Below are 20,237 nucleotides of genomic sequence, written 5' to 3'. Positions count from 1 at the left end.
GCCACCCACTCCTTCCGAGGTGTTTGCTATCGACCCTAATCCCGCGCGCCGGAACCTGTCACGAGGACGTTCAGGCCCGGCGGCAGCATGCATCCGATAATAGTCAGGTTACTTGCTACTCGCTTTGGGAACAGCTAGCGTTGCAGATGAAGTACCGGACCGACACCCAATCGGCAGGATGTCCAACGACAAGAAAGCAGGAACAAAAATGGGTTTCTTTGGTTTCCTTCTGCTCGGTCTTTTGGCCGGAGCTATCGCAAAACTTATCCTTCCCGGCCGTCAGGGTGGTGGTTGGTTCGTCACCCTCATCCTGGGCGTCGTCGGCGCCCTCCTGGGTGGCTGGCTCGGCGGCCTGATCTTCAACACAGGCCTGCAGGAATTCTTCTCGCTCACAACCTGGCTGCTCGCAATCGGTGGCTCGATCATCGTGCTGCTGATCTATGGCCTGATCACCAACCGCAGGGCTACCCATGGCTGATCACCAGAACCGCGACGCCAACAGCGAAGAGCTTGACGGCCAATACACCGAGGGCGACTACGGAGACACGGGAGTGTCGCCGGAAACCCTGAAGGACGACGCCGGCGGGGACTACACCGAGGGGGACTACGCCGAGAAGACGGTCCCTTCAGCGGATGCCGAACTCGACGACAAGAACACCGAGGACACACCGCCGGACCGGCCTTTCTCCTCCGAACCGGACGAGGAAGCATCAGGCTCAAGCCGCCCGTAGTCCGCGGAGTTCGTTGTACAACTGAATCACCACAGGAACCCGGAGAACTGCCGATGCAGTCTCCGGGTTCCGGCGGTACGGGACGGTGCGGCCGCGCTACGACGCGACCGACGCCAACAGCGGATAGATTTCCTCAAGTGGCAGCACATTCTGCCGGTACTCACGCGTCAACACCCTGAGAACCGTTTCCGCAGCTTCCGCATTTTCCGTACCGATCGCTTCGGCCGCATAGATCACTTTGAGGTTGTGGGCGAACGCGTCCGCAGCCGTCTGGGCAATGCAGTTGTGGGCCGAGATTCCGGCCAGGACCACGGTATCCACTCCCCAGTTTCCCAGCCGCATGGCCAGGTCCGTGCCGAAGAATGCGCTGTCACGGGTTTTGACCAGCCGCGGAAAGTCCGCCGTGAGCAGGCCATGTACGAATCCGGCCTGCTCACTGCCCCTGAAAATGAAACCTTGGTCGTCCTCGAGCATGTTCAGGCTCCAGGTGGACTTATCCCGCTCATGCACCGTGCCCACCAGCAGCACTTTGCCGCCCGCATCCACTGCGGCGCTGGTCAGGGAATTGCAGGCAGCGACGATTTCATTCCTGCGGGAGGCCAGGGACGGGTCCTCAAAGTAGGCATTCTGCATGTCGATGACCAGGACCGCGATCATCTCAAAGCCCCTTGCCACCCGTAACGGGCAACACTGCACCGGAGATGTAAGAGCCCTCGTCCGACGCGAGCAGAACATAGGCGGGAGCCAGTTCCGCGGGTTGGCCGGCCCGACCCAAGGGTGTGTCCTGCCCGAAGGAAGGCAACTTGTCAGGCCATTCGGTGGCGGGAATCAACGGAGTCCAAATGGGACCCGGCGCCACAGCATTGACTCGGATTCCCTTGGGCCCAAGCTCCTGTGCCATGGCCTTGGTGAAAGCCACCTGCGCAGCTTTGGTCATGGCATAGTCCACCAACTGGGCCGAGGGGTTGAACGCCTGGATGGAGGCCGTGACGATGATGGAAGCTCCGGGCCGAAGATGGGGAATGGCGGCCTGGGCTGTCCAGATGAGCGAGTACAGGTTGGTCTTGAAGACGCGGTCGAACTCTTCGGTCGGGATGGTTTCCAGGCCTTCCCGGTTCTTCTGGTAAGCCGCATTCAGCACCACGATATTCAGGCCGCCGAGTTCCTGCACGGTACGTTCCACGATGTCCGCCGCGAAGCCTTCATCCCGCGCATCACCGGGCAACAGGAGAACCCGCGCCCCGCACTCACGGATCCATTCCGCCGTCGACTGTGCGTCTTCCTCCTCCTCCGGCAGGTATAGCTGATGGCTACGTTGGCACCCTCGCGGGCGTATGCGATGGCCACGGCGGCGCCGATGCCGGAGTCGCCGCCGGTAATCAGTGCCGTCTTCCCCTGCAGCCGGCCGTGGCCTGCATAGCTTTTCTCCCCGTGGTCCGGTTGCGGGTCGAGGGGCTTGGTAAGGCCCGGCTGCTGCTGCTCCTGCTGGGGGAATTCCTCCGAGTAGTAACCCTTGCGCGGGTCGGAGGGCGCGGAGGCCAGCTGGTGCCCGGCCGGTTGCGGCTGGTCGTTCCGTTGCGGATCGTCATGTGTCATGGTTCTGCCCTTCAGATGGCCTGCACGGTTCGTTAGCCCTGTACCCAGCGCCCCGGGCGCCCAAACGGCAGGTGGGCCACGCAGCGTCAGGTCCGAAGGGACTTTGCCTTGACTATCAGGAAGAGTCCGTAGGCAATCAGCCCCACGGCGACGGCGGCCAGCAGGTACGGTCCGTACGGCTGTTCCCGCAGGGCCTTCAGGCTCCCGTCCAGCCCCGTTGATTGCTGCGGCTGGGCACGCACGGCGGCGATAACCACCAGCAGGCCAACCAGGAACAGGGCGATGCCCTTGGCGATGTACCCCACCATGCCCACGCCGACTTGAAAGTTCCGGACCGCTTCCTCCGAGGACAAGGAGATGTCACGCTTGAAGGTCTGCCGGAAGCCGCGTACGGCAAAGAAGATGCCCGTGATGGCGACCCCCACACCGATGGCGACAAGCAGGAATACACCCATGGGAGCGCTCATGAGGGTGGCCGTGAAGTCGGTGCTGGACTCCCGGCTGTTCTTTCCCTTGCCCATGATGAACGAGACAATGGTGGCCGCAAGCGCCGCGAAGACGAGGGCCTGGCCCGCGGCTGAGAGCCTCTTGGTGAGTTTCTTGCTCGCGGTCCGCTCCCCCATGATCGCGTTCCCCAATTGCCACAGCGCCAGCGCCGCGCAGGCGCCAAAGCACGCCCACAGAAGCACAGGTCCCACGGGCTGGCTGGCCAGGGAGGCCACCGCCCCCGAAACGTCGGCTTCGCCGCCGCCTCCGAAGGCCAGTTGAAGCGCGATTACCCCGATCAGCACATGCAGCAGGCCGCTCACGGCGTAGCCTGCACGCGCAATGATCTCGAAAGTACGTGAGTTTGAGGCTTCCTCGGCCACGTCAGCGGCCTTCCTCATCTCCTCTTTGATGACAAGCCTCCTTAGTTCCGGTGGACACCATCGTCCCACCGGAGTAACGCGAAAGCCACGACCATTAACGACGTCGGACAGGCACCTTGGTGCCTGTCCACAGAAGTCGGAGGAAGCCTAGAATCCGACGACGGATTGGGGCCAAATACTGCGCAGTCCTGCGGCCAAGGGGTTGAACGGCTCACGCACAGCCAAACCCGTACGGGCCTGGCCCGGTACGTCCTCCGGGTGGTTTGCCGCTTCCGGGGAGCGGGTGTCCGCAGCGCTGGCACCGTTGGCCTGGGCGGTGATGTGAGCAGTCATGTCGGTCGCCTTCCTGAAAGTTCCCATCAGCTCCAATGGCTGATGTTTCAACCATCGGGCAGGGCCCTCAAGAACGACGCCGGGTCATCTCAAGATTGGCTCAAGCTTCCTGGGTGGGCTACTCCATCAGCTTCTCAATGGCCGCGAAGCTCATCCCGGACGCAATCGCGAGGTCCGGAAGTCCCGCTCCTGCCTCCACCGCGCTTCGCATCGCCTGGGCCAAGGACTCTTCAGCTTCATCCATTTCCCACTGGAGGCCTTCCACCCGGGCCGCCGCCGTCCACACCACATCCAATAAGCCGGTCCGCTTCGCCGGAGTGGAGGGGGCCACTTCCTTCGCGGTGTCCGGAAGAGCCCCGATGTTCGTCCCAGCCATAGCTACTGCAGTCATTTGGTGCCCTTTCCAGGAGGTGTAACTCGACAAACTAGTTATATGACAAACTAACTATGCAAGCCAGCGTGTCAGCGAGAAAGTGACTCACATCACATGGTTTTCAGCGTGAGGAATCAGCCGGTCAGCACGTCTTATTCATGACGGCGCACAGGAAGCGCCGCAAACAAACGGACAGGAGCCATCGCCATGACGATCCAAACGCACACCCCAGCAGACGTACCGGCCAAGAACAAGCAGCACGTCGACGTCGTGGACGCACCCACCCGGGACAAGGGCAAGGACGGCCGCGGTGCGACCACCGTCGCCGACGGCGTCGTCGCCAAGATCGCCGGCATCGCCATCCAGGAGATCCCGGGAGTGCATGCCTTGGGCGGCGGAGCGGCCCGCGCCATCGGCAGCCTCCGCGAAAAGGTGGGACAAAAGGACCTCACCCAAGGAGTCAACGTGGAGGTAGGCCAGACCCAGGTTGCCGTCGACGTGACCCTGGTTGTCGAATACCCGCACCCGCTCCAGGAGGTGGCGGACAACGCCCGCGACGCCGTGTATTCCGCCATCGAAGACCTGGTTGGGATGGAAGTGACCGAGGTGAACGTGACCATTACCGACATCCACGTCCCGTCAGAGGACTCCGAATCCGATGACGCCGACCGCGAACCGAGGGTCTCGTGAGCCCCACCATCGCAGGGCTGGCCATAGGAGCGGTGCTCGCCCTGGCTGGACTGGCCTTCGGGTTCTGGGGCCTGCTGCTGACAGCGCTCTTCATGGGAGTCGGGGCGGCGTTGGGCCGTTCCGCCGAAGGAAAGCTTGACCTTCGCGGGGTGCTTGATGCCCTGCGGGGCAAGCGCTCCTCCTCATGAGCAGCGCGGGCGCCACGGAGCGCTTCCCGGACACGGCGGACAGGATAGGACACAACCGGCTCACGCACGCGGCGATCCGGAAAACCGTGGAAACAGTCACTGCCCAGGCGTTCCGCGTTGGTACGGGCGACGTTTCAGCAACGGTGAAGGATGACGCGGGAAAGCTTGGCGTCAAGGTTTCCATCCGTCTGGCCCTCCCGCCGCTGCTGAAACAGTCCCCGACGCCGCGGGAGCCGCAGCCCGGTCCGGCCACAGTCTTCGAACAAGCCCGTGCCGCCCGGCAGGAAATCGTGGCCCGAGGTACGGCCATCACCGGTTTGGCCATAGGCCGGGTAGACATCCGCCTCACCGGCGGAAAGCCCGAACGGCTTAAGGAAAGGAGCGTCGAATGAGCAAGGATGCCGCCATCCGCCGTTTGGTCCGGCGCGAAACGCACTCCTCGAGGGCGGTCCCCTCCATCGTGGCCGCCTCCCTCCTGGTAGCCGTTTTCCTCTGGCTGGCACTGGAATCCGTGCTGTGGTTGCTCAAAGACCAGCCCTTGCTCGCCAGCCCGGCGCAGATGGTCCGCTGGTTGATCGAGCTTCCGGCCAACACAACGTCGGCAGGCATGGTGGCATCAGGCGCAGGGCTGGGAATCCTGGCACTGGTGCTGTTCGGACTGGCCTTCGGGAGAGGGCGACGGCCACGCCGCGCGATCGGAAGCCAGCGCGCCGCCGTCGTGGTGGATGACGAGGTGATTGCGGCAGCGGTGTCCCGCAAGGTCCGGCGCGCAACGGGCCTCGCCCCCGGGCAGGTGACCACCACCGTCGGTGGACGTTCCGTCTGCGTCCAGGTGCGTCCGACGTCGGGCGAACCGCTTGAGGCGGCGGACATTCAGGCAACGGTCGACGGCGAACTGGCAGCCTACGCGCTGGATCGGCCAGTGCGGTCGAGCGTCAGCATTCTGAACGAAGGAGCTGTGGGCCAATGAGAAAGGCGGGGCAATGAGAAACACGAATCGGGCGCTCAACCGCATCCTGCTCACCATCCTGGGGATCGTCCTGCTGGGAGCCGGCGCCGCACTGATCGCGGCCGGAACCCTGCCAGGGGTTGCAGAGTTATGGACAACCACCGGGTGGACTGCACGGGATGGACTCCGCAATCTGGTTGGCACGGCACTCCTGCCCGACCCCGTCCGGAGCTGGTGGTTGGTGTTGGGAATCGCCGTGCTGCTGGTCGGCGCCATCCTGGGCGCGGCCTGGATCGCTTCCCAGGGAGGCGGCAAAACACCTCGCTTCGCGGAGGACCCGGAAGGCAGTGCGGGCCGAACCGTGGTGGATACCGGACTGGTCTCGGCAGCCGTCAGGGAAGCCCTCGCTGGTCGCCCCGACGTGCTTGCTGCCTCTGTCTCGACGTGGGAATCCCGGCGCGGCACGGCTCTGCGGCTCCGCTTGGAGGCCCGCAAGGGGGCGTGCCCCCGGGAGCTCGGCGACACGGCGGCCCAGTTGCTCCAGGAACTGGACGCCTGGCTGGGCCATCCGGCGCCCGCCCTGGTCCGAATCACGAGTGGTCCCAGAACCCGGGTGTCAGGATCGCGCAGGGCCCGGTAACGAGGCATCCCCAAGTCCCTGGCCCTTTGGGATGACATGCCCGACTCACAACACTGGAAAGGCGGAAACGTGACTGGTTCACCCGCGGCCTCCGCCGCAGCACAGCAACACCTGGACGTGGTGCCGGACGCGTTGCTGGCCGGCAGGGCAGCAGATGGCGACACTGCCGCTTTCGAAGCCCTCGCCCGGCGCCACGGGCCCTTGATGCGGGCAACGGCCCGACGGTTGACGGGCACCCTGGCGGACGCGGACGACGTCGTCCAGGAGAGCTTGGTGCAGGCATGGAATCAATTGGACACTGTACGGGACCCCGCCGCAGTGAAAAGCTGGTTGCTTCGCATCGTTGGCACGCGCAGCATTGACCACCTCCGAAAACGGCGCAACCACGCTGCCTTGGACGAGCTGGAGAACCATGCCGGGGCTCCCTACAACCAGCGGATCCCGGATCCTGAAAGCACTGCGGTCAATGCCTCCAGAATCGACGCGTTGAAATCGGCGCTCCAACGGCTTCCCGAGGAGCAGCGCCGCTGTTGGGTACTCAAGGAATTCAACGACCTGAGCTACGAGGAGATCGCACTGACCTTGAACATCAGCCCTGACAGCGTCCGTGGCCGTCTTGCCAGAGCCCGGATTGCCCTGGCACGCACAATGGAGGAGTGGCGATGAAAACCCCCGGCGATGCTTTGGAATGCGGGCACAGCCTCGCGGAACTGAGCGCCTATTTGGACACGGGATACATCGCTGATCCCGAACATGTGGAGGGCTGCCCTGAATGCCAGGCCGGCCTGGCATCCCTGCGGAGGCTCTCCGAACTGGGCCATGAACTGTTGGCCTCTGACGTGGCCGAGGCAGGATCGGGCACGGACGACTGGATGCAGAACATCCTGGACAACCTCCATTTGGAGCTGCGTCCCGGCCGCAGCATCCCGCTGCGGTCCGAGGACCCGCTCGATGCCCTCTGGGAGACCGAAGGCTCCGTGTCGGCGTTGATCCGCTCCGTTGTCGACTCCATGCCCGGAACAGCAGCCGGTAAGTGCCGCCTGGCAGGCGACATCACGACGCCGGGAGCCGGGATCGACGTCGACGTGGAGATCGCGGTGGTCTACGGATACTCCATGGAAGAGCATGCAGCGGCCCTGCGGAATGAACTGGCGGAGGTGCTGGCGGCACAGACTGAACTCACCATCCAGGCCATCAACATCACGGTCACCGATGTGCTGGAGCCTCCCGCCCCGGCCATCACAGCGATCAAGGAGGACCAGCCATGACGGAGCACCTGGAAAGCAATTTCCCCGCCCTGGCCGTGAAACTGCTTGGCGTTGTCCAGGCCGTTGACGGGGTCACGACCGTCTACCCTGCCCAACCGTTGTGGCAGTCGATCGCCGGAGCGGCGGTTGCGGCGGTGACCGGTGAAGCACAGCCCCTCATCGCTCTTTCCCGCCATGGTGACGACGTGGCGGTCAAGGCCCGGATAGGCGTCGGAATCCTCCGCCCCGCCCCGGAAGTAGCCCGGGAAGTAGCCGCCGCAGTCCGCAGGCACCTGGGAAACGCGAGCGCCGTCGTCGAAATTCTGGTGGTGAAGATAAGTCAGTAGGTAAACCGGCAGCGCTGACCTCCCGGTAGTATCGGCAGGGAATTCACAAGACGCTTGGGGGTTGGCTCAATGACGGAAATTCAGGGACAGCTGTCTTTCACTACGGACGTCGGCCGGGACAGGGAGCTCCAGGAATACGGCCTTGATCCTGCATTCGACTCGACGCTCCTTCCCAATGACGCCGTTCTGAGCGCTCTGCAAAATCTCGTACGGCTGGCCACCGAGCTCTGTGGCGCCCCGTTTGGCGTGGTCAACATCATCAGCGCCAAGTACCAGCACCAGATCGGGGCCTGGGGCGTGGAACCCGGGGTCTGCTCCCGTGAGGATTCGATGTGCGCCAAGGTCTTCCTGACCCGTGAGCGCACCGTGGTGCCTGATGCTTCCCGGGATCCACGCTTTGCCGACAACCCTTTCGTGACCGGCGAAATCGGCAACGTCCGGTTCTATGCCTCTGTGCCCCTGCAAACGGAATCCGGATTCGTGCCGGGAACCCTGTGTGTCTTTTCGGACCAGAGCAAGGAGCTGAGCCAGGAGCAGGTAGGAATGCTCGAAGTCCTGGCCAAGCAGGTGGTTGAGCTCCTGGAACTTCAGCACCGCACGGCCCAGCTGGACCGCACCTACTCCGAACTCAGGGCCAGCAACGCCAAGCTTGCCGGATTCGCCGGCCGCGTCAGCCACGACCTCCGCATCCCCCTGACCACCATCCTGGGATACGTGGAGCTGGTGGAGGACGACCCCGATATCGAGCCCAGCAGTCCCGCTGCGCGGTACCTGGACCGCATCGGTGCCAGCGGACGGCGCATGCTGGGAATGCTGGAAGACGTCCTCAATTACTCCCGTGTTGGTGGTGGCATCCAGCCAGCCCGCGTCTCCCTGCGTGAGGTCACCGAAGAGGTAGTCCGGGACCTCGGGATAGAGAATGAGGGCATCGTTGATGTCCGCGACATCACCGTTTACGCCGACCCCGGGCAGCTGCGGACGCTGCTGCAGAATCTCATTTCCAACGCGATGAACTACCGCAGCCCGGAGCGCGACCTCAAGGTCAGCGTCAGCGGAATTTCGAACTACCACGGCGCGACGGTGTACGTGGCGGACAACGGCAAGGGCATCAAACCCGAGGACCGGGACAAGGTCCTGGAGCCCTTGGTGCGCCTGCGCCGCGATGGGGACGGCCCAGGCACCGGCCTCGGGCTGGCCACCTGCAGCAGCATCGCCAAAGCCCATGGCGGGGACCTCAGCATCTCCGAGACCGCTGGCGGCGGCACCACTATCGCGGTGAGCTTTCCCGCCGGAACGTAGCGCCTGGCCGAGACTACTTACCGCCCTTCTCCGGCTTCTTGTCGCTCTTGCCATCGCTCTTTGTCTTGGCGATGTCCGGGCCCTTCATATCGGAGGGAGGCCGGACCGGCTGGTTCTGGGCGGGTACGTTCTGGACCGGCACGTTCTGGGCCGGGACATTCTGGACGGGGATGTTCTGCACCACCTGCGCGGGCGTGGTCGCCTCCGGAAGGTCGACTGCCTCCGCCGGCACGGCCCCGGCCGGGGAGGAAACCGCCGGCGTCGGGAGGACCGGAGTGGCAGGCTGCGGATCGGCCTGGGATACCCCGTTGTTGGGAGCACGCGAAGGATCGTTCGTACTTCCGGCCGACGAAAGCCCCTGGGTAAGGGCCACCAGGGCAAGCGGGATAGCCACGGCTGCAGCCGCAACCCCACGCGCCGTCTTGGGCCGGCGTTTGCTGAAGTCGCGGATGCCGGTCAGCGTTGCCGCCTTCCTGGTCCGCGGCCGGATGGGCGCAGGCCGGGCAGCACGGCCGCGGGCGCTGGGCGTCCGGGCCGTCGTCGCACTCAGCGGAGTCCGCTGCGGGACGGGAGGAAGTATCGCGGTCCTGCGCCCCGACTGGACGCCTTCCTCCGAAAGCGCCTGCTCCACCTCCTGGGCTGCAGGGCGCTTCTCCGGATCCATGTCCGTCATTGCTTCCAGGAGGGTACGCAGCGGCCCAGGCAATTCGCAGGGCACCTGCGGCGCCCTGTGCAGACGGGCCGAAGCAGTTTCCACGGGCGTTCCCGGGTATTCCGCATGGCCCGTCAGGCATTCCAGGAGCACCAGGCCCAGCGAGTAGATGTCGCTTTTCGGCGTAAGGTGCAAGCCCTGCGCCTGCTCAGGACTGAGGTACTGGGCGGTGCCCACGGTGAATCCCGTTGCCGTCAGGCGGTTGTCGTTCATCACCAACGCGACCCCGAAGTCTGCCAGCTTGACCGACTGCGCCAGCCCATCGGCGTCGGACACCAAAATGTTGGCCGGTTTGATGTCACGATGGATGACGCCGTGTTCGTGCACCTGGGCCAGGGCTCCGGCGATCCGGATACCGATGCGGGCGGTTTCGGGAACGGTAAGCGGCCCGTCGGAGAGTACGGCGCGCAGATCCCGCCCCTCGGCGAGCTCCATCACCAGGTAGGCACGTTCCTCGTCGTTGCGCGTATCGACGCCCGCGTCGAAGGCCGCCACGAGGCCCGGGTGGTCAAAAGCGGCGAGGAGCCGCATTTCGGTCTCCTGCCGTGCGCGGAAGGAATCGTCGCCTGAGCCGGGCAGGAAGATCTTGACTGCCACCTCACGGCCGAGGACCAGGTCCGTCGCCCTGTAGACAGCAGACATTGCACCCCTGCCCAGTAGCGGTCCCAGTTCGTAGCGGCCATCAAGTGCGCCGCTGCCATCCGCGCCGTTCACGGAATCGGGGGCGCCCAGGCCCCCGGTTTTGTCGTTGTAGCCCACGATTGTCACGTCCTTTGGGACTACCTGGCGCGTCACGGACTCAAACACTATCCGTCGGTACCAAGTAATGCCGTCAATAACATTTCACGTTGCCGCTTGACCGATTGCTTCAGCCCTGGCGGCTTGAGCAAGTCAGCTCAAACAGCATCATCCGGTGTCACCAGATAAGTCATCAGGATACTGATTAAATCACACGAAGGACAATGGGCAGTTCACGTTACGTGACGCAGCGAACTGCGCCCGGCCCGGCCGCAAGGCACAATGGAAGGCATGACCCTTACGACTTTCGCCCTCGTCCGCCATGGCCAGACCGATTGGAACGCGGAGCGCCGGTTGCAGGGGTCCACCGATATTCCCTTGAACGACGTCGGTCGCGGCCAGGCGCGCGACGCCGTCGCCTTCCTGTCGGGCCAGCAATGGGACACCGTGGTGGCCTCGCCGCTCAGCCGCGCAGCCGAAACGGCAGAAATCATCGCCGAAGGGCTGGGGCTCACGGTGGCACGGCTCGTCCCGAACCTGACCGAGCGCAGCTTCGGGCCGGCAGAGGGATTGCAGGCCGGGCCTGAGCTGGAAGCGCTGCGCATCCCCGGCGGCTTCCGTGGCGGCGAGAGCGACGACGACGCCGCGACGCGGGGGATCGCCGCACTCGAGGAACTGGCCCAGGAGTTCGCGGGTAAACGAGTGCTGGTGGTAGCCCACGGCACCTTGATCCGGCTGACCCTTAGCCGTGCGATTGGCCGCACGCTGGACAGCGTCCAGAACGCGGTGCTGAACCTTGCCCACCATCACCCGACGGACGGTTGGCAGCTGGAATACTTCAACGGCGAGCGCATCACCGCAGACCTTCAGGCCTGAACAGGCTTTCCCTGGGCGATCCTCCCGACCTCCTCCAGCAGGCCGGACACCCATTCGTCCATGGCGCCGCTGAGATGGCGGCCAACGAAGGTTCCGGCTCCGGGGATGTCGAAGACCGCGACAGCCTGGTTGCCATCTTTTCCGGGCCCGGCGTAAATCGTGACCTTCCCACGATGGATCCCTGCGATGTCGAAGCAAAGCTCCGTCCTGGACTGCAGGGACGACGCCCAAGCCGCGACCGATTCAGGTGTGTAGGTGTGGATGGCCGCTACTCCCTCGAACGCCGGCTGACAGGACGAAGGTTAAGTAGCGGAAAGCCCCCGATCGTGACGCGGAAGCGCTACCGGGCTTGGAGGCGCTGCTTCAATTGCTCGGTGTAGCCCGTGTAGGCGGCGGCAATTTCTTCCAGGTCCACGGTCTGGGGAAAGTCGATGACCGGCTGGTGCTCGGCCAGGTACGTGGCGGTCTCTTCCACAATCAGCTGCTCATCGAAGCCTTCAAGCCCGGCCTCGGCCAGGAAGTCGGGATTCGTGTGGACCAGCGATTCCCCGGACTGCCCTTCCGATGCCCATCGCACCAGGTACTCGTTCTGATTCACCAATTCGATGTCGAATGTCTGCTCCATGGAAGCAGCCTACGCCGTCGGGCAGCAGGGCCTGAACCTCGCCTGAGGTAAGAAACGCACGACGGCGACAGCCCGCCGTCGTGCGTTTCCTCCGTAGCTTGCGGCTGCTAGATTTCCGGGCGACGCTCCACAACGGTGTGTGGATCACCGCGCCGTTCGACTACTGTGCGGCGGGTCCTGTTGGACATGGCAATCGAAACGATGAGGCCGATGATGCCCACCGCGATCAGGATGTAGCCAACCAGGACCTGGTCAAGGAAGGGGATGATGCCTGGGGCGAGCGCGAAAGCCAGAATAGCTCCGATGGCGATCAGGGCAATGGAAGAACCGATTCTCATAGCGTGCTCCTCATGTTGGTCCGGCGCATGGTCAGGGGCAGCGCCGGTGCGTGTCATCAGGATACTTACGATTTACCTTGCCCGCCAGCCACCAAGCCGCTGGAATCAGGAGCCGAACCGCTCAACGTCAATGGCCGTACCGCTCAGCCACCCGGCCGATGGCATCCTCAGGTGTGGGCGCCGGTCCGAACACCTGCTCCTGCCGGGAAGTGTCCGCGACGTACTTCCCCGTCTCGAACCACGCCACCATGCTGGCCATATCCGACACCAGGGGAAGGACCTTGGCGGTCGCCTTGCCGAGCCCTGTAATTGCGCCAGTGGGCACGGACATGACTTTGACCGGCTTGCCGGCCCGCCTGCCCGCAAGCTCCGCGGCTTCCTGCATGCTCACCGGCCGCGTCCAGCCGATGTCGATGCGCTCACCGTCAACGACGTCGGCATCGACGGCGGCCGCCAAGTAGCCGGCGAGGTCGCTCGCCAGAACGAACGTCAGCTTGGCCTCCTTGGAGCCAAGCCACACAAAGCGACCCTTCGCGAAGGGATCGCCACCCATCCCCACGGCCTGGTCGAAGAAGGCACCCGGCCGCAGCGCGACGAACGGAACCCCGAGCTCCTCGAACTTGTCTTCAGCAAGCTTTTTGTTCCAAAAGTGCGGGATCTGGGGTGTCTGGTCGCACGTGAGGATACTGATCAGCACAAACCGTGGGACGGCGGCATACTTGGCTGCGACGGCCAGGTTGCTGTTGCCATAGCTGTCGATGAGCTTGGCGTTCTTATCATTCCTGGTGTAGCCGGCGGCGGTCGAGATCGCTCCTGATACGCCCGTCATGGCCTTGATCAGCGAGGCCGTGTCCAGCATGTCTCCGCGGGCGATTTCCACGCCTTTGGCCTCAAGCTTGGCGGCTTTCGATCCAGGACGCACCAGCGCCCGGACCTTCTTGCCGCGTTTCAGGAGCTCATCCACTACTTGGCCGCCCAGGAATCCGGTAGCGCCAACAACAAGGACAGGCAGATCTTCGGCCACAACATCTCCTCGGGTTTGTTCCTACGTCAGTGGTAGCACGCACCCGGAAACGAGACCAGACCCAACCCGCCAAGGCCAGTGCCGCCGTCGAGCCTCTCCCGCGGCTGCCAGCGACGCAGACTAGGATCTGTCCCATGGCGAGGATCGAGGACTACGCAATCATCGGGGATTTGAACACCGCGGCCCTGGTGGGACAAAGCGGGTCCATTGACTGGATGTGCCTCCCGAGGTTCGACTCGCCCGCCTGCTTCGCGGCGTTGCTGGACAAGCCCGAGGCGGGACGGTGGCTGTTGGCACCTGCCGGGACTCCCGACGGCGGCAACTGCACCCGCCGCCAATACCGGGGAGACACCCTCATCCTGGAGACGGTGTGGGAAGTGGCCGGCGGTTCGGTGAAGGTGATCGACTTCATGCCGGTCCGCGACGACGCCGTGGACCTGGTTCGGATCGTCGAAGGTGTGTCCGGCGAGGTGGACATGCACATGGAACTGGTCCTGCGCTTCGACTACGGCAGCGTCGTTCCCTGGGTACGGCACAGCAAGCACGGCATCAGCGCGGTCGCGGGGCCCGATTCGGCGTACGTTACTACCCACGCCCCGCTTGTCGGGCGGGACAACCGGACCTACAGCGACTTCACGGTCCGCGCCGGAGACAAGGTCCCCTTCGTCCTTCGCTGGGCCCCGAGCCATGAACGCGAGCCCCGCAGGATCGATCCCCTTCGGGCGCTCAATGCGACGGAGTCGTACTGGCTGGAGTGGATCGGCCGGAGCAAGATAGTGGGCAAGTACAAGGAGCCGGTGGAGAGGTCACTCATCACCCTCAAAGCACTCACCTACGAACCCACCGGCGGCATCGTGGCCGCCGCCACCACGTCGCTGCCCGAGCAGATCGGCGGACCACGGAACTGGGATTACCGGTTCTGCTGGCTGCGGGACGCGACACTGACGCTTCAGTCGCTTCTCGCCGCCGGATACACGGAAGAGGCCTCCGCTTGGCGGGATTGGCTGCTCAGGGCCATCGCCGGCGACCCGTCCCAGCTTCAGATCGTGTACGGACTCGACGGCGCCCGGAGGCTTCCGGAGGCGAGCATCCCCTGGCTCGCCGGTTATGAAGGGTCCATGCCCGTACGCACGGGGAATGCGGCCGCTCCGCAGCTCCAACTGGACGTCTGGGGTGAAGTCCTGGATGGCCTCTCGCTGACCCGGGCCGCCTCCCCTGACGGCACGGTGGACAATTCCTGGGACATCCAGGTGGCCTTGATGGAATACCTCGAAGGGGCCTGGAACCAGCCGGACAACGGGCTTTGGGAAATGCGCGGACCCCGGCGCCACTTCACGCATTCCAAGGTCATGGCCTGGGTAGCGGCAGACCGCATGGTCAAAGCCGTACGGACCTCCGGCCTGCCCGGCCCGCATGACCGATGGGCGGCGCTTCGCAGCGAAATCCATAACGACGTCATGACCAGGGGCTTCGACGAGGACCTCAACAGCTTCGTTCAGTCCTACGGCAGCAAGGAACTGGATGCGAGCCTGCTGCTGGTGCCCCGCGTAGGCTTCCTGCCGCACCGGCATCCGCGCGTTGCCGGAACGGTGGAGGCCATTCAAAGGGGACTCACGGAGGACGGCCTGGTTCTCAGATACCGGACCCAATCCGGCCACGACGGCCTGCCCGGGAACGAAGGGGTATTCCTGGCGTGTTCATTCTGGCTGGTGGATGCGCTGCTGGGTATCGGCCGAAGCGATGAAGCTACAGAACTCTTCGAGCGGCTCCTCAGCCTGCGCAATGACGTGGGTCTTCTCAGTGAAGAATGGGATCCCCGCGCCCGGAGGCAGCTCGGAAACACTCCCCAGGCGTTCAGTCATTTCCCCCTGATCCACAGCGCCTTGCAGTTGCACCACGGGGAGGCCCATAAGAGCGACACGCCGTTCGGCAACGGCGGACACTCCGGCGCATCTACCCTTCGGAATGATCCACGCCTTCAGTAGTTTCACCCTTATGGCGGGCTTCTTCCAGGTGGATATCGAGCTTCCGTTCCGCTTCGCGCCGGCGCTGCCCGACGGTCCGAAGCTGCTGCGTTGTTGGCGCGCCCGCGTCCTCTGCCGCAATCCCTGCCGGCTCGGAGGGCTGGTGTTTCTCTTGTTCGCCCATATGAAAATCGTCCCATCGTCGCCGCTTTTGCGATAGCGGCAGTTGCTTCGCGGGCCGCTGTTCCAGCCTCCGCCTGTGGGTTTACGTAGGTGGGTTGACGTCCGACGGCGACCTGCCGCCGTCGGACGTCAACCGCGCCTAACGCGCGTCCCGGGTGGGTCAGCGACGGATGTCGTCCCTGTGTTTTCCCTTGCGAGCATTTTCTGTCTCCTTGGAATGCGGTTCTCTTGTGTGGATCGCCAAGCGGGCTGCATCACCAGGCATGGTTTCCAGTCGCTGGTACGGGGAAGCTTCAACTCGTCAGCTTTAAGGAACACCAATACCATAAGCATGCTTACTGTTTTCTTCGCAAGTCTTTTTGGGAAATTCCCAGCTATGGCTGAAGGTCGTCCCAGCCGCCTTCCGAGCCGTTTCCCAGGATTCTTGGAGCTGCAGGCATTGAACGTTCGGAAAGCTTGGGTGGGCGACCCACGCCGGGTAGCGTGAGCCGCAGACGAGTAGCCCCGCGCGAACGAATCCAAGGAGCCGGCCCATGAGCAGAGCCCACCGCACGTCCCACCACGAGCCGGACACCGCCGTCGAACTAAATCCCCTGTTCAGCAGGCCTGGAGAGTCCACCATCTTTCCCCGATTCACCCTGCCCGAAGGTGAATCCCTGCCGGCCACCGCCTACCAGGTTGTCCACGACGAAGCGATGTTGGACGGCAATTCCCGCCTGAACCTGGCAACGTTCGTGGGGACGTGGATGGAAACCGAAGCGTCCGCCCTGTACGCGGAAACATTCGACAAGAACATGATCGACAAGGACGAATACCCCCAAACGGCACTCATCGAGACACGGTGCTGGCGAATGCTCGCTGACCTGTGGAACGCGCCGGATCCTTCGAAAAGCATCGGCACGTCCACCATCGGATCCTCGGAGGCATGCATGCTGGGCGGCTTGGCCCTGAAACGCCGCTGGCAACACGCACGCCGCGCAGCAGGCAAGCCAACGGACAAACCCAATCTCGTGCTCAGCTCCGCAGTCCAGGTGTGCTGGGAAAAGTTCTGCAATTACTGGGAAGTCGAACCGCGCTTTGTGCCGGTCTCCCCCGAACATCCCACCCTGGACGGCCATGACCTGGACCAGTACGTCGACGAAAACACGATCGGCGTCGTCGCCATCCTGGGCGTCACCTACACCGGGCTCTACGAGCCCGTAAAACTCATCTCCGAAGCATTGGACGAGATCCAGGGCAGCCGCGGCCTGGACATCCCCATCCACGTCGATGGAGCGTCCGGCGCCATGGTTGCACCTTTCCTGCAGCCCGAAATGGTGTGGGATTTCAGGCTTCCCCGAGTAGCGTCGATCAACACCTCCGGCCACAAATACGGCTTGGTGTATCCCGGGCTGGGCTGGGTGGTGTGGCGTGACGCGGAGGCCCTCCCCGAAGACCTGATCTTCCACGTCAGCTACCTGGGCGGGGACATGCCCACCTTTGCCTTGAACTTTTCCAGGCCCGGCGCACAGGTTCTCCTGCAGTACTACCTGTTCCTGCGGCTCGGATTTGCGGGGTACAGATCCGTCCAGGCCACTTCGCGCGATGTGGCGCTCTACCTTTCCAGCGAGATCGGAGCCATGGACGCTTTCACCCTATGGAGCGACGGTTCGGACATCCCCGTGTTCGCCTGGCAGCTCACCGAGGGTTACACAGAGCACTGGAACCTCCACCACCTTTCCGAACGCCTGCGCATGAACGGGTGGCTGGTGCCGGCCTACCCGTTGCCCGATGGATTGAGCGAGGTAACAGTCCAGAGGATCGTCGTACGGAACGGTTTCACCCGCGACCTCGCCTCCAGCTTCCTGGCCGACCTCACCAAAGCCGTGGACTACCTGGACAGCCTCACCTCGCCCATGCCCACGGACAGGCAGTCCGAAGGCTTCCACCACTGATTCCTGCGACAGGAGGCCGCAATGTGCCGACTCTTCGGGCTGCATGCCGGCGCCCACCCAGTCCGCGCCACGTTCTGGCTGCTGAACGCGCCGGACAGCCTCTCGATCCAAAGCCGGAAGGAACCCGATGGCGCAGGAATAGGGACCTTCGATGCGGCAGGCAACCCCCATGTGGCCAAACAACCGCTGGCAGCATGGGAGGACCACGCCTTTGCCCGCGAAGCCCGCGACCTTAAAAGCACCACCTTCCTGGCACACGTGCGGTACGCCAGTACCGGCGCCCTCACCCTCGTCAACACCCACCCTTTCGAGCAAGACGGCCGGATCTTCGCCCACAACGGGGTGCTCCGGGGGCTGGAAAAGCTTGATGCCCGCCTTGTTGAGCTCGGCGCGATGGACCTGGTGCAGGGCCAATCGGACAGCGAGCGTCTTTTCGCCCTGATCACTGCGGAGACGCGGGCCGCCGACGCGGATGTCCGCGCGGGGATCCTGGCCGCCGTCAGGTGGATCGCCAGGGAACTGCCGGTGTTCAGTCTCAATTTCATCCTGACGACGTCCACCGACATGTGGGCGCTCAGGTACCCGGCGACGCACGAACTGTTCATGTTGGAACGGCATCCGGTCGAACCCAGCCCGCTCGACGCACGAAGTGAACGCATCCGCTCCCGCAGCACCGAACTCTCCCGGTCCGGGCATGTCCTCTTCGCCACCGAACCAATGGACCACAATCCCGGCTGGCGGCCCCTGGCGTCCGGCGAATTGGTGCACGTCGGACCGGACCTGGAGGTCACGTCCAGCGTCGCTTTCCCCGATCCCCCGGCCCACCTCCTCGCGCTCGATGACTTGGAACCAGCGGCGGCGGCTTCGCAGGCGCCGTAGGTCTCCGCACCTCGGGCGAGCAAGGCACGACGGCGGCCTGCCGCCGCTGGGGGGGGACCGGCGTCGTGCGGGGGGTGCCGCCGTGCGGTGGGGGCCGTCGTCGTGCGGTGGGGGCCGTCGTCGTGGACATGCCGTTCACGGGGGTCCTGCGTCCCTCAGACTTGCTGCCCACCGACGACCGCATTGATGGCCTCCGCAGCCGTCGGAGCAACCAGATCCGGGGCGGCAAGGCCCAGGGAGCCAGTGTCCCCGGCCCAGGTTTTGCCTCGCGAGACCCAGGCCGTTTTCAGTCCCGCCCGTCGGCCGCCCGCGATGTCCGCGGTTGGGTGGTCGCCAACCATCCAACCGGTTACTCCGGTTGCGCCGGTTGCGCCGGTTGCGCCGAGACTGGCGGTGGCAATTCGGAAGATTTCGGGGTCTGGTTTCTTCACCCCCACGGCCTCGGAAATAATGACGGCATCCACAAAGGCTTCGAGACCGAGCCGACGGATCTTGAGCGTTTGCTGCTTTGTCGCGCCGTTGGTAACGATGCCTATTTTCCATCCCGCTTCACGGGCATTTCCCAGAGCGGATGTGACGCTTTGGTCCAGGGTCATCAGGGGCACGTGGTCTAACAGCAACATATGCCTGATTTCCCCGGTATCCGGTGCCGTCTCGAATCGCTGCCCGATGGCCCGGGCAAGAGAATCCCGGGACTCGTAGCCATCTTGGTCCGCGTCGATGAGCCACTCTGCGTCAGTCGTGGATCCCCCCAATGTCCCGATGAACGAGCGTGCCCAAGCATTGAAGGCCGCGGCCCTGTCGACCAAGGTGTTGTCGAGGTCCACAAGCAGCAGCATGGCTCAAGAATACGCACGCCAAGTGGCGGGTGCGGCGAAAGCGGCCGTTGTCCACATAGGGTGGTTTGTCCACATACGGGGGTTGTGGGCTTATGGGGTTTCTGCGGGGGTGACAGGCTTGATTCATGGATGGGATGGGGCGGCTTAGTGGACTTGGGACGGCGTCCCAGGATACTGGAGGAGCGCTCCCGGGTCCTGGAGGACCGTCGGGTGGCGGTGGAGCAGCGTCAAAGGGGCTGTTGCTTCACGTGACGGACTCCCCTGCGCTGCAACCGCCCAACGACGGCCGTGCGGGACACTCCCCTTTGGCACTTCCAGACGATTCCCGCATTCTGCCCCGGCTTGGTGACACGGATGCGAGCAGCGTGGCCCCCGGCGGGTCTGCCCCAGAGGTGGGCGCTTTCCTTGATGATGCGGTGGAGGCGTTGGCCGGTTTGCGGGGTGCTGCTGTGGCGGATGCCCGGTTGTTCGGGTTCGTGGAGGCGGCGGATTTCGCGGGCAGGGTCGAGGACCTGGCCCGGACACTCGAGTACGTCCAGATCATCGCGGCCCAAGCCGTGGAACGGACCCGGAACCAGGAACAACAGGCACAGCGATCCCAGGCCCAGACCCGGCAGGTCTCGGCGGCGGCTACTCCGGAAAAGTCCGGAATCCCGTGGCTGACCGGTTGGGCAGAACCCGCCGAAACCGCCGAACGCGCCACGGATTCCGCGACAGAATCGGCCATCGCCCCCGGGCCGGGTGCCGTGGTCGGATCCGGATTGGGTGCAGGTGCAGGTGCAGGGCTTGCCGCGGACCTGCCCAGAGCGGGCACTAGTCCTAGTGCCGGCGCTAGTGCGGGCAGTGTCCTTGATGATGGGTAT

The 20,237-nt window shown here is 64.3% G+C and carries 25 protein-coding genes and 2 pseudogenes; 17 read left to right on the top strand and 10 right to left on the bottom strand.

Features of this window, described 5'->3' with window-relative positions; all coding sequences use genetic code 11:
* Positions 1–208 precede the first annotated feature (208 nt).
* Together PQ627_RS14045 and PQ627_RS14040 are read left to right on the top strand one after the other, a co-directional pair.
* Positions 209–478: a GlsB/YeaQ/YmgE family stress response membrane protein gene (locus tag PQ627_RS14045; protein ID WP_262276452.1), complete on the top strand. Its 270-nt coding sequence runs from the start codon at positions 209–211 to the stop codon at positions 476–478.
* On the top strand, positions 471–731 hold the full coding sequence (locus PQ627_RS14040) for a hypothetical protein (RefSeq protein WP_262276453.1): 261 nt from the start codon (positions 471–473) through the stop codon (positions 729–731). Before PQ627_RS14045 ends, PQ627_RS14040 begins: the two co-directional genes overlap by 8 nt.
* Before the next feature lie 96 nt (positions 732–827).
* Here PQ627_RS14040 and PQ627_RS14035 read toward each other — a convergent pair whose 3' ends face one another.
* The 5 genes and pseudogenes from PQ627_RS14035 to PQ627_RS14015 form a co-directional block, all read right to left on the bottom strand.
* Positions 828–1,388 carry a cysteine hydrolase family protein gene (locus PQ627_RS14035; RefSeq protein ID WP_274261978.1) on the bottom strand — a complete coding sequence of 187 codons (561 nt, stop codon included), beginning with the start codon at positions 1,386–1,388 and terminating at the stop codon, positions 828–830.
* Position 1,389: 1 nt separating this feature from the next.
* Positions 1,390–2,327, bottom strand: a pseudogene (locus PQ627_RS14030) (SDR family oxidoreductase).
* Between the two features lie 86 nt (positions 2,328–2,413).
* Positions 2,414–3,214: a DUF1206 domain-containing protein gene (locus PQ627_RS14025; protein WP_274261976.1), complete on the bottom strand. Its 801-nt coding sequence runs from the start codon at positions 3,212–3,214 to the stop codon at positions 2,414–2,416.
* Between the two features lie 129 nt (positions 3,215–3,343).
* The gene (locus PQ627_RS14020; RefSeq protein WP_144662061.1) at positions 3,344–3,529 is read right to left on the bottom strand and encodes a hypothetical protein; all 186 of its coding nucleotides are present in this window, start codon (positions 3,527–3,529) and stop codon (positions 3,344–3,346) included.
* 118 nt (positions 3,530–3,647) lie between these two features.
* Complete coding sequence (locus tag PQ627_RS14015) at positions 3,648–3,920, bottom strand: hypothetical protein (RefSeq protein ID WP_144662060.1); 273 nt, start codon at positions 3,918–3,920, stop codon at positions 3,648–3,650.
* A gap of 189 nt (positions 3,921–4,109) precedes the next feature.
* On the opposite strand from PQ627_RS14015, the gene PQ627_RS14010 reads away from it, so the two are divergent.
* The 9 genes from PQ627_RS14010 to PQ627_RS13970 all read left to right on the top strand — a co-directional run bounded on the left by PQ627_RS14010 (position 4,110) and on the right by PQ627_RS13970 (position 9,262).
* Positions 4,110–4,592, top strand: coding sequence for an Asp23/Gls24 family envelope stress response protein (locus PQ627_RS14010; protein ID WP_274261974.1), 483 nt, complete (start codon positions 4,110–4,112; stop codon positions 4,590–4,592).
* Positions 4,589–4,780, top strand: coding sequence for a DUF2273 domain-containing protein (locus PQ627_RS14005; RefSeq protein WP_274261972.1), 192 nt, complete (start codon positions 4,589–4,591; stop codon positions 4,778–4,780). The genes PQ627_RS14010 and PQ627_RS14005 overlap by 4 nt, the downstream gene beginning before the upstream one ends.
* Entirely contained in the window at positions 4,777–5,172 is a 396-nt protein-coding gene (locus tag PQ627_RS14000) for a hypothetical protein (RefSeq protein WP_274261970.1), read from the top strand. Before PQ627_RS14005 ends, PQ627_RS14000 begins: the two co-directional genes overlap by 4 nt.
* Entirely contained in the window at positions 5,169–5,750 is a 582-nt protein-coding gene (locus PQ627_RS13995) for a hypothetical protein (RefSeq protein WP_274261968.1), read from the top strand. Before PQ627_RS14000 ends, PQ627_RS13995 begins: the two co-directional genes overlap by 4 nt.
* Before the next feature lie 13 nt (positions 5,751–5,763).
* Positions 5,764–6,369 carry a hypothetical protein gene (locus tag PQ627_RS13990; RefSeq protein WP_274261967.1) on the top strand — a complete coding sequence of 202 codons (606 nt, stop codon included), beginning with the start codon at positions 5,764–5,766 and terminating at the stop codon, positions 6,367–6,369.
* Positions 6,370–6,438: 69 nt separating this feature from the next.
* Positions 6,439–7,035, top strand: a complete 597-nt coding sequence (locus tag PQ627_RS13985; RefSeq protein ID WP_274261965.1) for an RNA polymerase sigma factor — start codon at positions 6,439–6,441, stop codon at positions 7,033–7,035.
* On the top strand, positions 7,032–7,637 hold the full coding sequence (locus PQ627_RS13980; RefSeq protein ID WP_274261963.1) for an Asp23/Gls24 family envelope stress response protein: 606 nt from the start codon (positions 7,032–7,034) through the stop codon (positions 7,635–7,637). The genes PQ627_RS13985 and PQ627_RS13980 overlap by 4 nt, the downstream gene beginning before the upstream one ends.
* A complete protein-coding gene (locus PQ627_RS13975) occupies positions 7,634–7,963 on the top strand; it encodes a hypothetical protein (RefSeq protein WP_274261961.1) in 330 nt (109 codons plus the stop codon). Before PQ627_RS13980 ends, PQ627_RS13975 begins: the two co-directional genes overlap by 4 nt.
* Positions 7,964–8,032: 69 nt before the next feature.
* Positions 8,033–9,262, top strand: a complete 1,230-nt coding sequence (locus PQ627_RS13970; protein ID WP_274261959.1) for a GAF domain-containing sensor histidine kinase — start codon at positions 8,033–8,035, stop codon at positions 9,260–9,262.
* Between the two features lie 13 nt (positions 9,263–9,275).
* Here PQ627_RS13970 and PQ627_RS13965 read toward each other — a convergent pair whose 3' ends face one another.
* Complete coding sequence (locus tag PQ627_RS13965; protein WP_274261957.1) at positions 9,276–10,769, bottom strand: serine/threonine-protein kinase; 1,494 nt, start codon at positions 10,767–10,769, stop codon at positions 9,276–9,278.
* Between the two features lie 225 nt (positions 10,770–10,994).
* Between PQ627_RS13965 and PQ627_RS13960 the strand changes: the two genes are divergently transcribed.
* Complete coding sequence (locus tag PQ627_RS13960; protein ID WP_274261955.1) at positions 10,995–11,588, top strand: histidine phosphatase family protein; 594 nt, start codon at positions 10,995–10,997, stop codon at positions 11,586–11,588.
* Between the two features lie 340 nt (positions 11,589–11,928).
* Here PQ627_RS13960 and PQ627_RS13955 read toward each other — a convergent pair whose 3' ends face one another.
* From PQ627_RS13955 to PQ627_RS13945, 3 genes are all read right to left on the bottom strand, one after another.
* Positions 11,929–12,213, bottom strand: coding sequence for a hypothetical protein (locus PQ627_RS13955; protein ID WP_274261952.1), 285 nt, complete (start codon positions 12,211–12,213; stop codon positions 11,929–11,931).
* A 107-nt stretch (positions 12,214–12,320) separates the two neighbouring features.
* Positions 12,321–12,551 (bottom strand): DUF6458 family protein, encoded by a 231-nt coding sequence (locus tag PQ627_RS13950; RefSeq protein ID WP_144662048.1) that lies wholly within the window; start codon positions 12,549–12,551, stop codon positions 12,321–12,323.
* Positions 12,552–12,678: 127 nt separating this feature from the next.
* On the bottom strand, positions 12,679–13,575 hold the full coding sequence (locus tag PQ627_RS13945; RefSeq protein WP_274261949.1) for an SDR family oxidoreductase: 897 nt from the start codon (positions 13,573–13,575) through the stop codon (positions 12,679–12,681).
* 134 nt (positions 13,576–13,709) lie between these two features.
* On the opposite strand from PQ627_RS13945, the gene PQ627_RS13940 reads away from it, so the two are divergent.
* From PQ627_RS13940 to PQ627_RS13925, 4 genes are all read left to right on the top strand, one after another.
* Entirely contained in the window at positions 13,710–15,560 is a 1,851-nt protein-coding gene (locus tag PQ627_RS13940) for a glycoside hydrolase family 15 protein (RefSeq protein WP_274261947.1), read from the top strand.
* Positions 15,561–15,570: 10 nt separating this feature from the next.
* On the top strand, positions 15,571–15,759 hold the full coding sequence (locus PQ627_RS13935) for a hypothetical protein (protein WP_186313636.1): 189 nt from the start codon (positions 15,571–15,573) through the stop codon (positions 15,757–15,759).
* A gap of 496 nt (positions 15,760–16,255) precedes the next feature.
* Positions 16,256–17,656, top strand: a complete 1,401-nt coding sequence (locus PQ627_RS13930; RefSeq protein ID WP_274261944.1) for a glutamate decarboxylase — start codon at positions 16,256–16,258, stop codon at positions 17,654–17,656.
* Positions 17,657–17,677: 21 nt separating this feature from the next.
* Positions 17,678–18,535, top strand: a complete 858-nt coding sequence (locus tag PQ627_RS13925) for a class II glutamine amidotransferase (protein WP_274261942.1) — start codon at positions 17,678–17,680, stop codon at positions 18,533–18,535.
* A gap of 155 nt (positions 18,536–18,690) precedes the next feature.
* Here PQ627_RS13925 and PQ627_RS13920 read toward each other — a convergent pair whose 3' ends face one another.
* The gene (locus PQ627_RS13920; RefSeq protein ID WP_274261940.1) at positions 18,691–19,374 is read right to left on the bottom strand and encodes an HAD family hydrolase; all 684 of its coding nucleotides are present in this window, start codon (positions 19,372–19,374) and stop codon (positions 18,691–18,693) included.
* Positions 19,375–19,622: 248 nt separating this feature from the next.
* On the opposite strand from PQ627_RS13920, the pseudogene PQ627_RS13915 reads away from it, so the two are divergent.
* Positions 19,623–20,237 (top strand): annotated as a pseudogene (locus tag PQ627_RS13915) (hypothetical protein); the annotation flags it as partial.

Origin of the sequence: Paenarthrobacter sp. AB444, assembly GCF_028736865.1 — a bacterium.
GTDB lineage: Bacteria > Actinomycetota > Actinomycetes > Actinomycetales > Micrococcaceae > Arthrobacter > Arthrobacter nicotinovorans_B.
The sequence above is the reverse complement of the archived record's forward strand: the minus strand, read 5'-3'. Positions and strand labels throughout refer to the sequence as shown.

Excerpts from the sequence above, each read along its gene's own strand:
- PQ627_RS13935 (WP_186313636.1), top strand. The coding sequence starts at position 15,571 with ATGGCGGGCTTCTTCCAGGTGGATATCGAGCTTCCGTTCCGCTTCGCG.
- PQ627_RS13960 (WP_274261955.1), top strand. The coding sequence starts at position 10,995 with ATGGAAGGCATGACCCTTACGACTTTCGCCCTCGTCCGCCATGGCCAG.
- PQ627_RS13990 (WP_274261967.1), top strand. The coding sequence starts at position 5,764 with ATGAGAAACACGAATCGGGCGCTCAACCGCATCCTGCTCACCATCCTG.
- PQ627_RS13970 (WP_274261959.1), top strand. The coding sequence starts at position 8,033 with ATGACGGAAATTCAGGGACAGCTGTCTTTCACTACGGACGTCGGCCGG.
- PQ627_RS13980 (WP_274261963.1), top strand. The coding sequence starts at position 7,032 with ATGAAAACCCCCGGCGATGCTTTGGAATGCGGGCACAGCCTCGCGGAA.
- PQ627_RS14035 (WP_274261978.1), bottom strand. The coding sequence starts at position 1,388 with ATGATCGCGGTCCTGGTCATCGACATGCAGAATGCCTACTTTGAGGAC.
- PQ627_RS13930 (WP_274261944.1), top strand. The coding sequence starts at position 16,256 with ATGAGCAGAGCCCACCGCACGTCCCACCACGAGCCGGACACCGCCGTC.
- PQ627_RS14045 (WP_262276452.1), top strand. The coding sequence starts at position 209 with ATGGGTTTCTTTGGTTTCCTTCTGCTCGGTCTTTTGGCCGGAGCTATC.
- PQ627_RS13925 (WP_274261942.1), top strand. The coding sequence starts at position 17,678 with ATGTGCCGACTCTTCGGGCTGCATGCCGGCGCCCACCCAGTCCGCGCC.
- PQ627_RS14040 (WP_262276453.1), top strand. The coding sequence starts at position 471 with ATGGCTGATCACCAGAACCGCGACGCCAACAGCGAAGAGCTTGACGGC.
- PQ627_RS13975 (WP_274261961.1), top strand. The coding sequence starts at position 7,634 with ATGACGGAGCACCTGGAAAGCAATTTCCCCGCCCTGGCCGTGAAACTG.
- PQ627_RS13955 (WP_274261952.1), bottom strand. The coding sequence starts at position 12,213 with ATGGAGCAGACATTCGACATCGAATTGGTGAATCAGAACGAGTACCTG.
- PQ627_RS13995 (WP_274261968.1), top strand. The coding sequence starts at position 5,169 with ATGAGCAAGGATGCCGCCATCCGCCGTTTGGTCCGGCGCGAAACGCAC.
- PQ627_RS14010 (WP_274261974.1), top strand. The coding sequence starts at position 4,110 with ATGACGATCCAAACGCACACCCCAGCAGACGTACCGGCCAAGAACAAG.
- PQ627_RS14015 (WP_144662060.1), bottom strand. The coding sequence starts at position 3,920 with ATGACTGCAGTAGCTATGGCTGGGACGAACATCGGGGCTCTTCCGGAC.
- PQ627_RS14020 (WP_144662061.1), bottom strand. The coding sequence starts at position 3,529 with ATGACTGCTCACATCACCGCCCAGGCCAACGGTGCCAGCGCTGCGGAC.
- PQ627_RS13940 (WP_274261947.1), top strand. The coding sequence starts at position 13,710 with ATGGCGAGGATCGAGGACTACGCAATCATCGGGGATTTGAACACCGCG.
- PQ627_RS13920 (WP_274261940.1), bottom strand. The coding sequence starts at position 19,374 with ATGCTGCTGCTTGTGGACCTCGACAACACCTTGGTCGACAGGGCCGCG.
- PQ627_RS14000 (WP_274261970.1), top strand. The coding sequence starts at position 4,777 with ATGAGCAGCGCGGGCGCCACGGAGCGCTTCCCGGACACGGCGGACAGG.
- PQ627_RS14025 (WP_274261976.1), bottom strand. The coding sequence starts at position 3,214 with ATGAGGAAGGCCGCTGACGTGGCCGAGGAAGCCTCAAACTCACGTACT.
- PQ627_RS13950 (WP_144662048.1), bottom strand. The coding sequence starts at position 12,551 with ATGAGAATCGGTTCTTCCATTGCCCTGATCGCCATCGGAGCTATTCTG.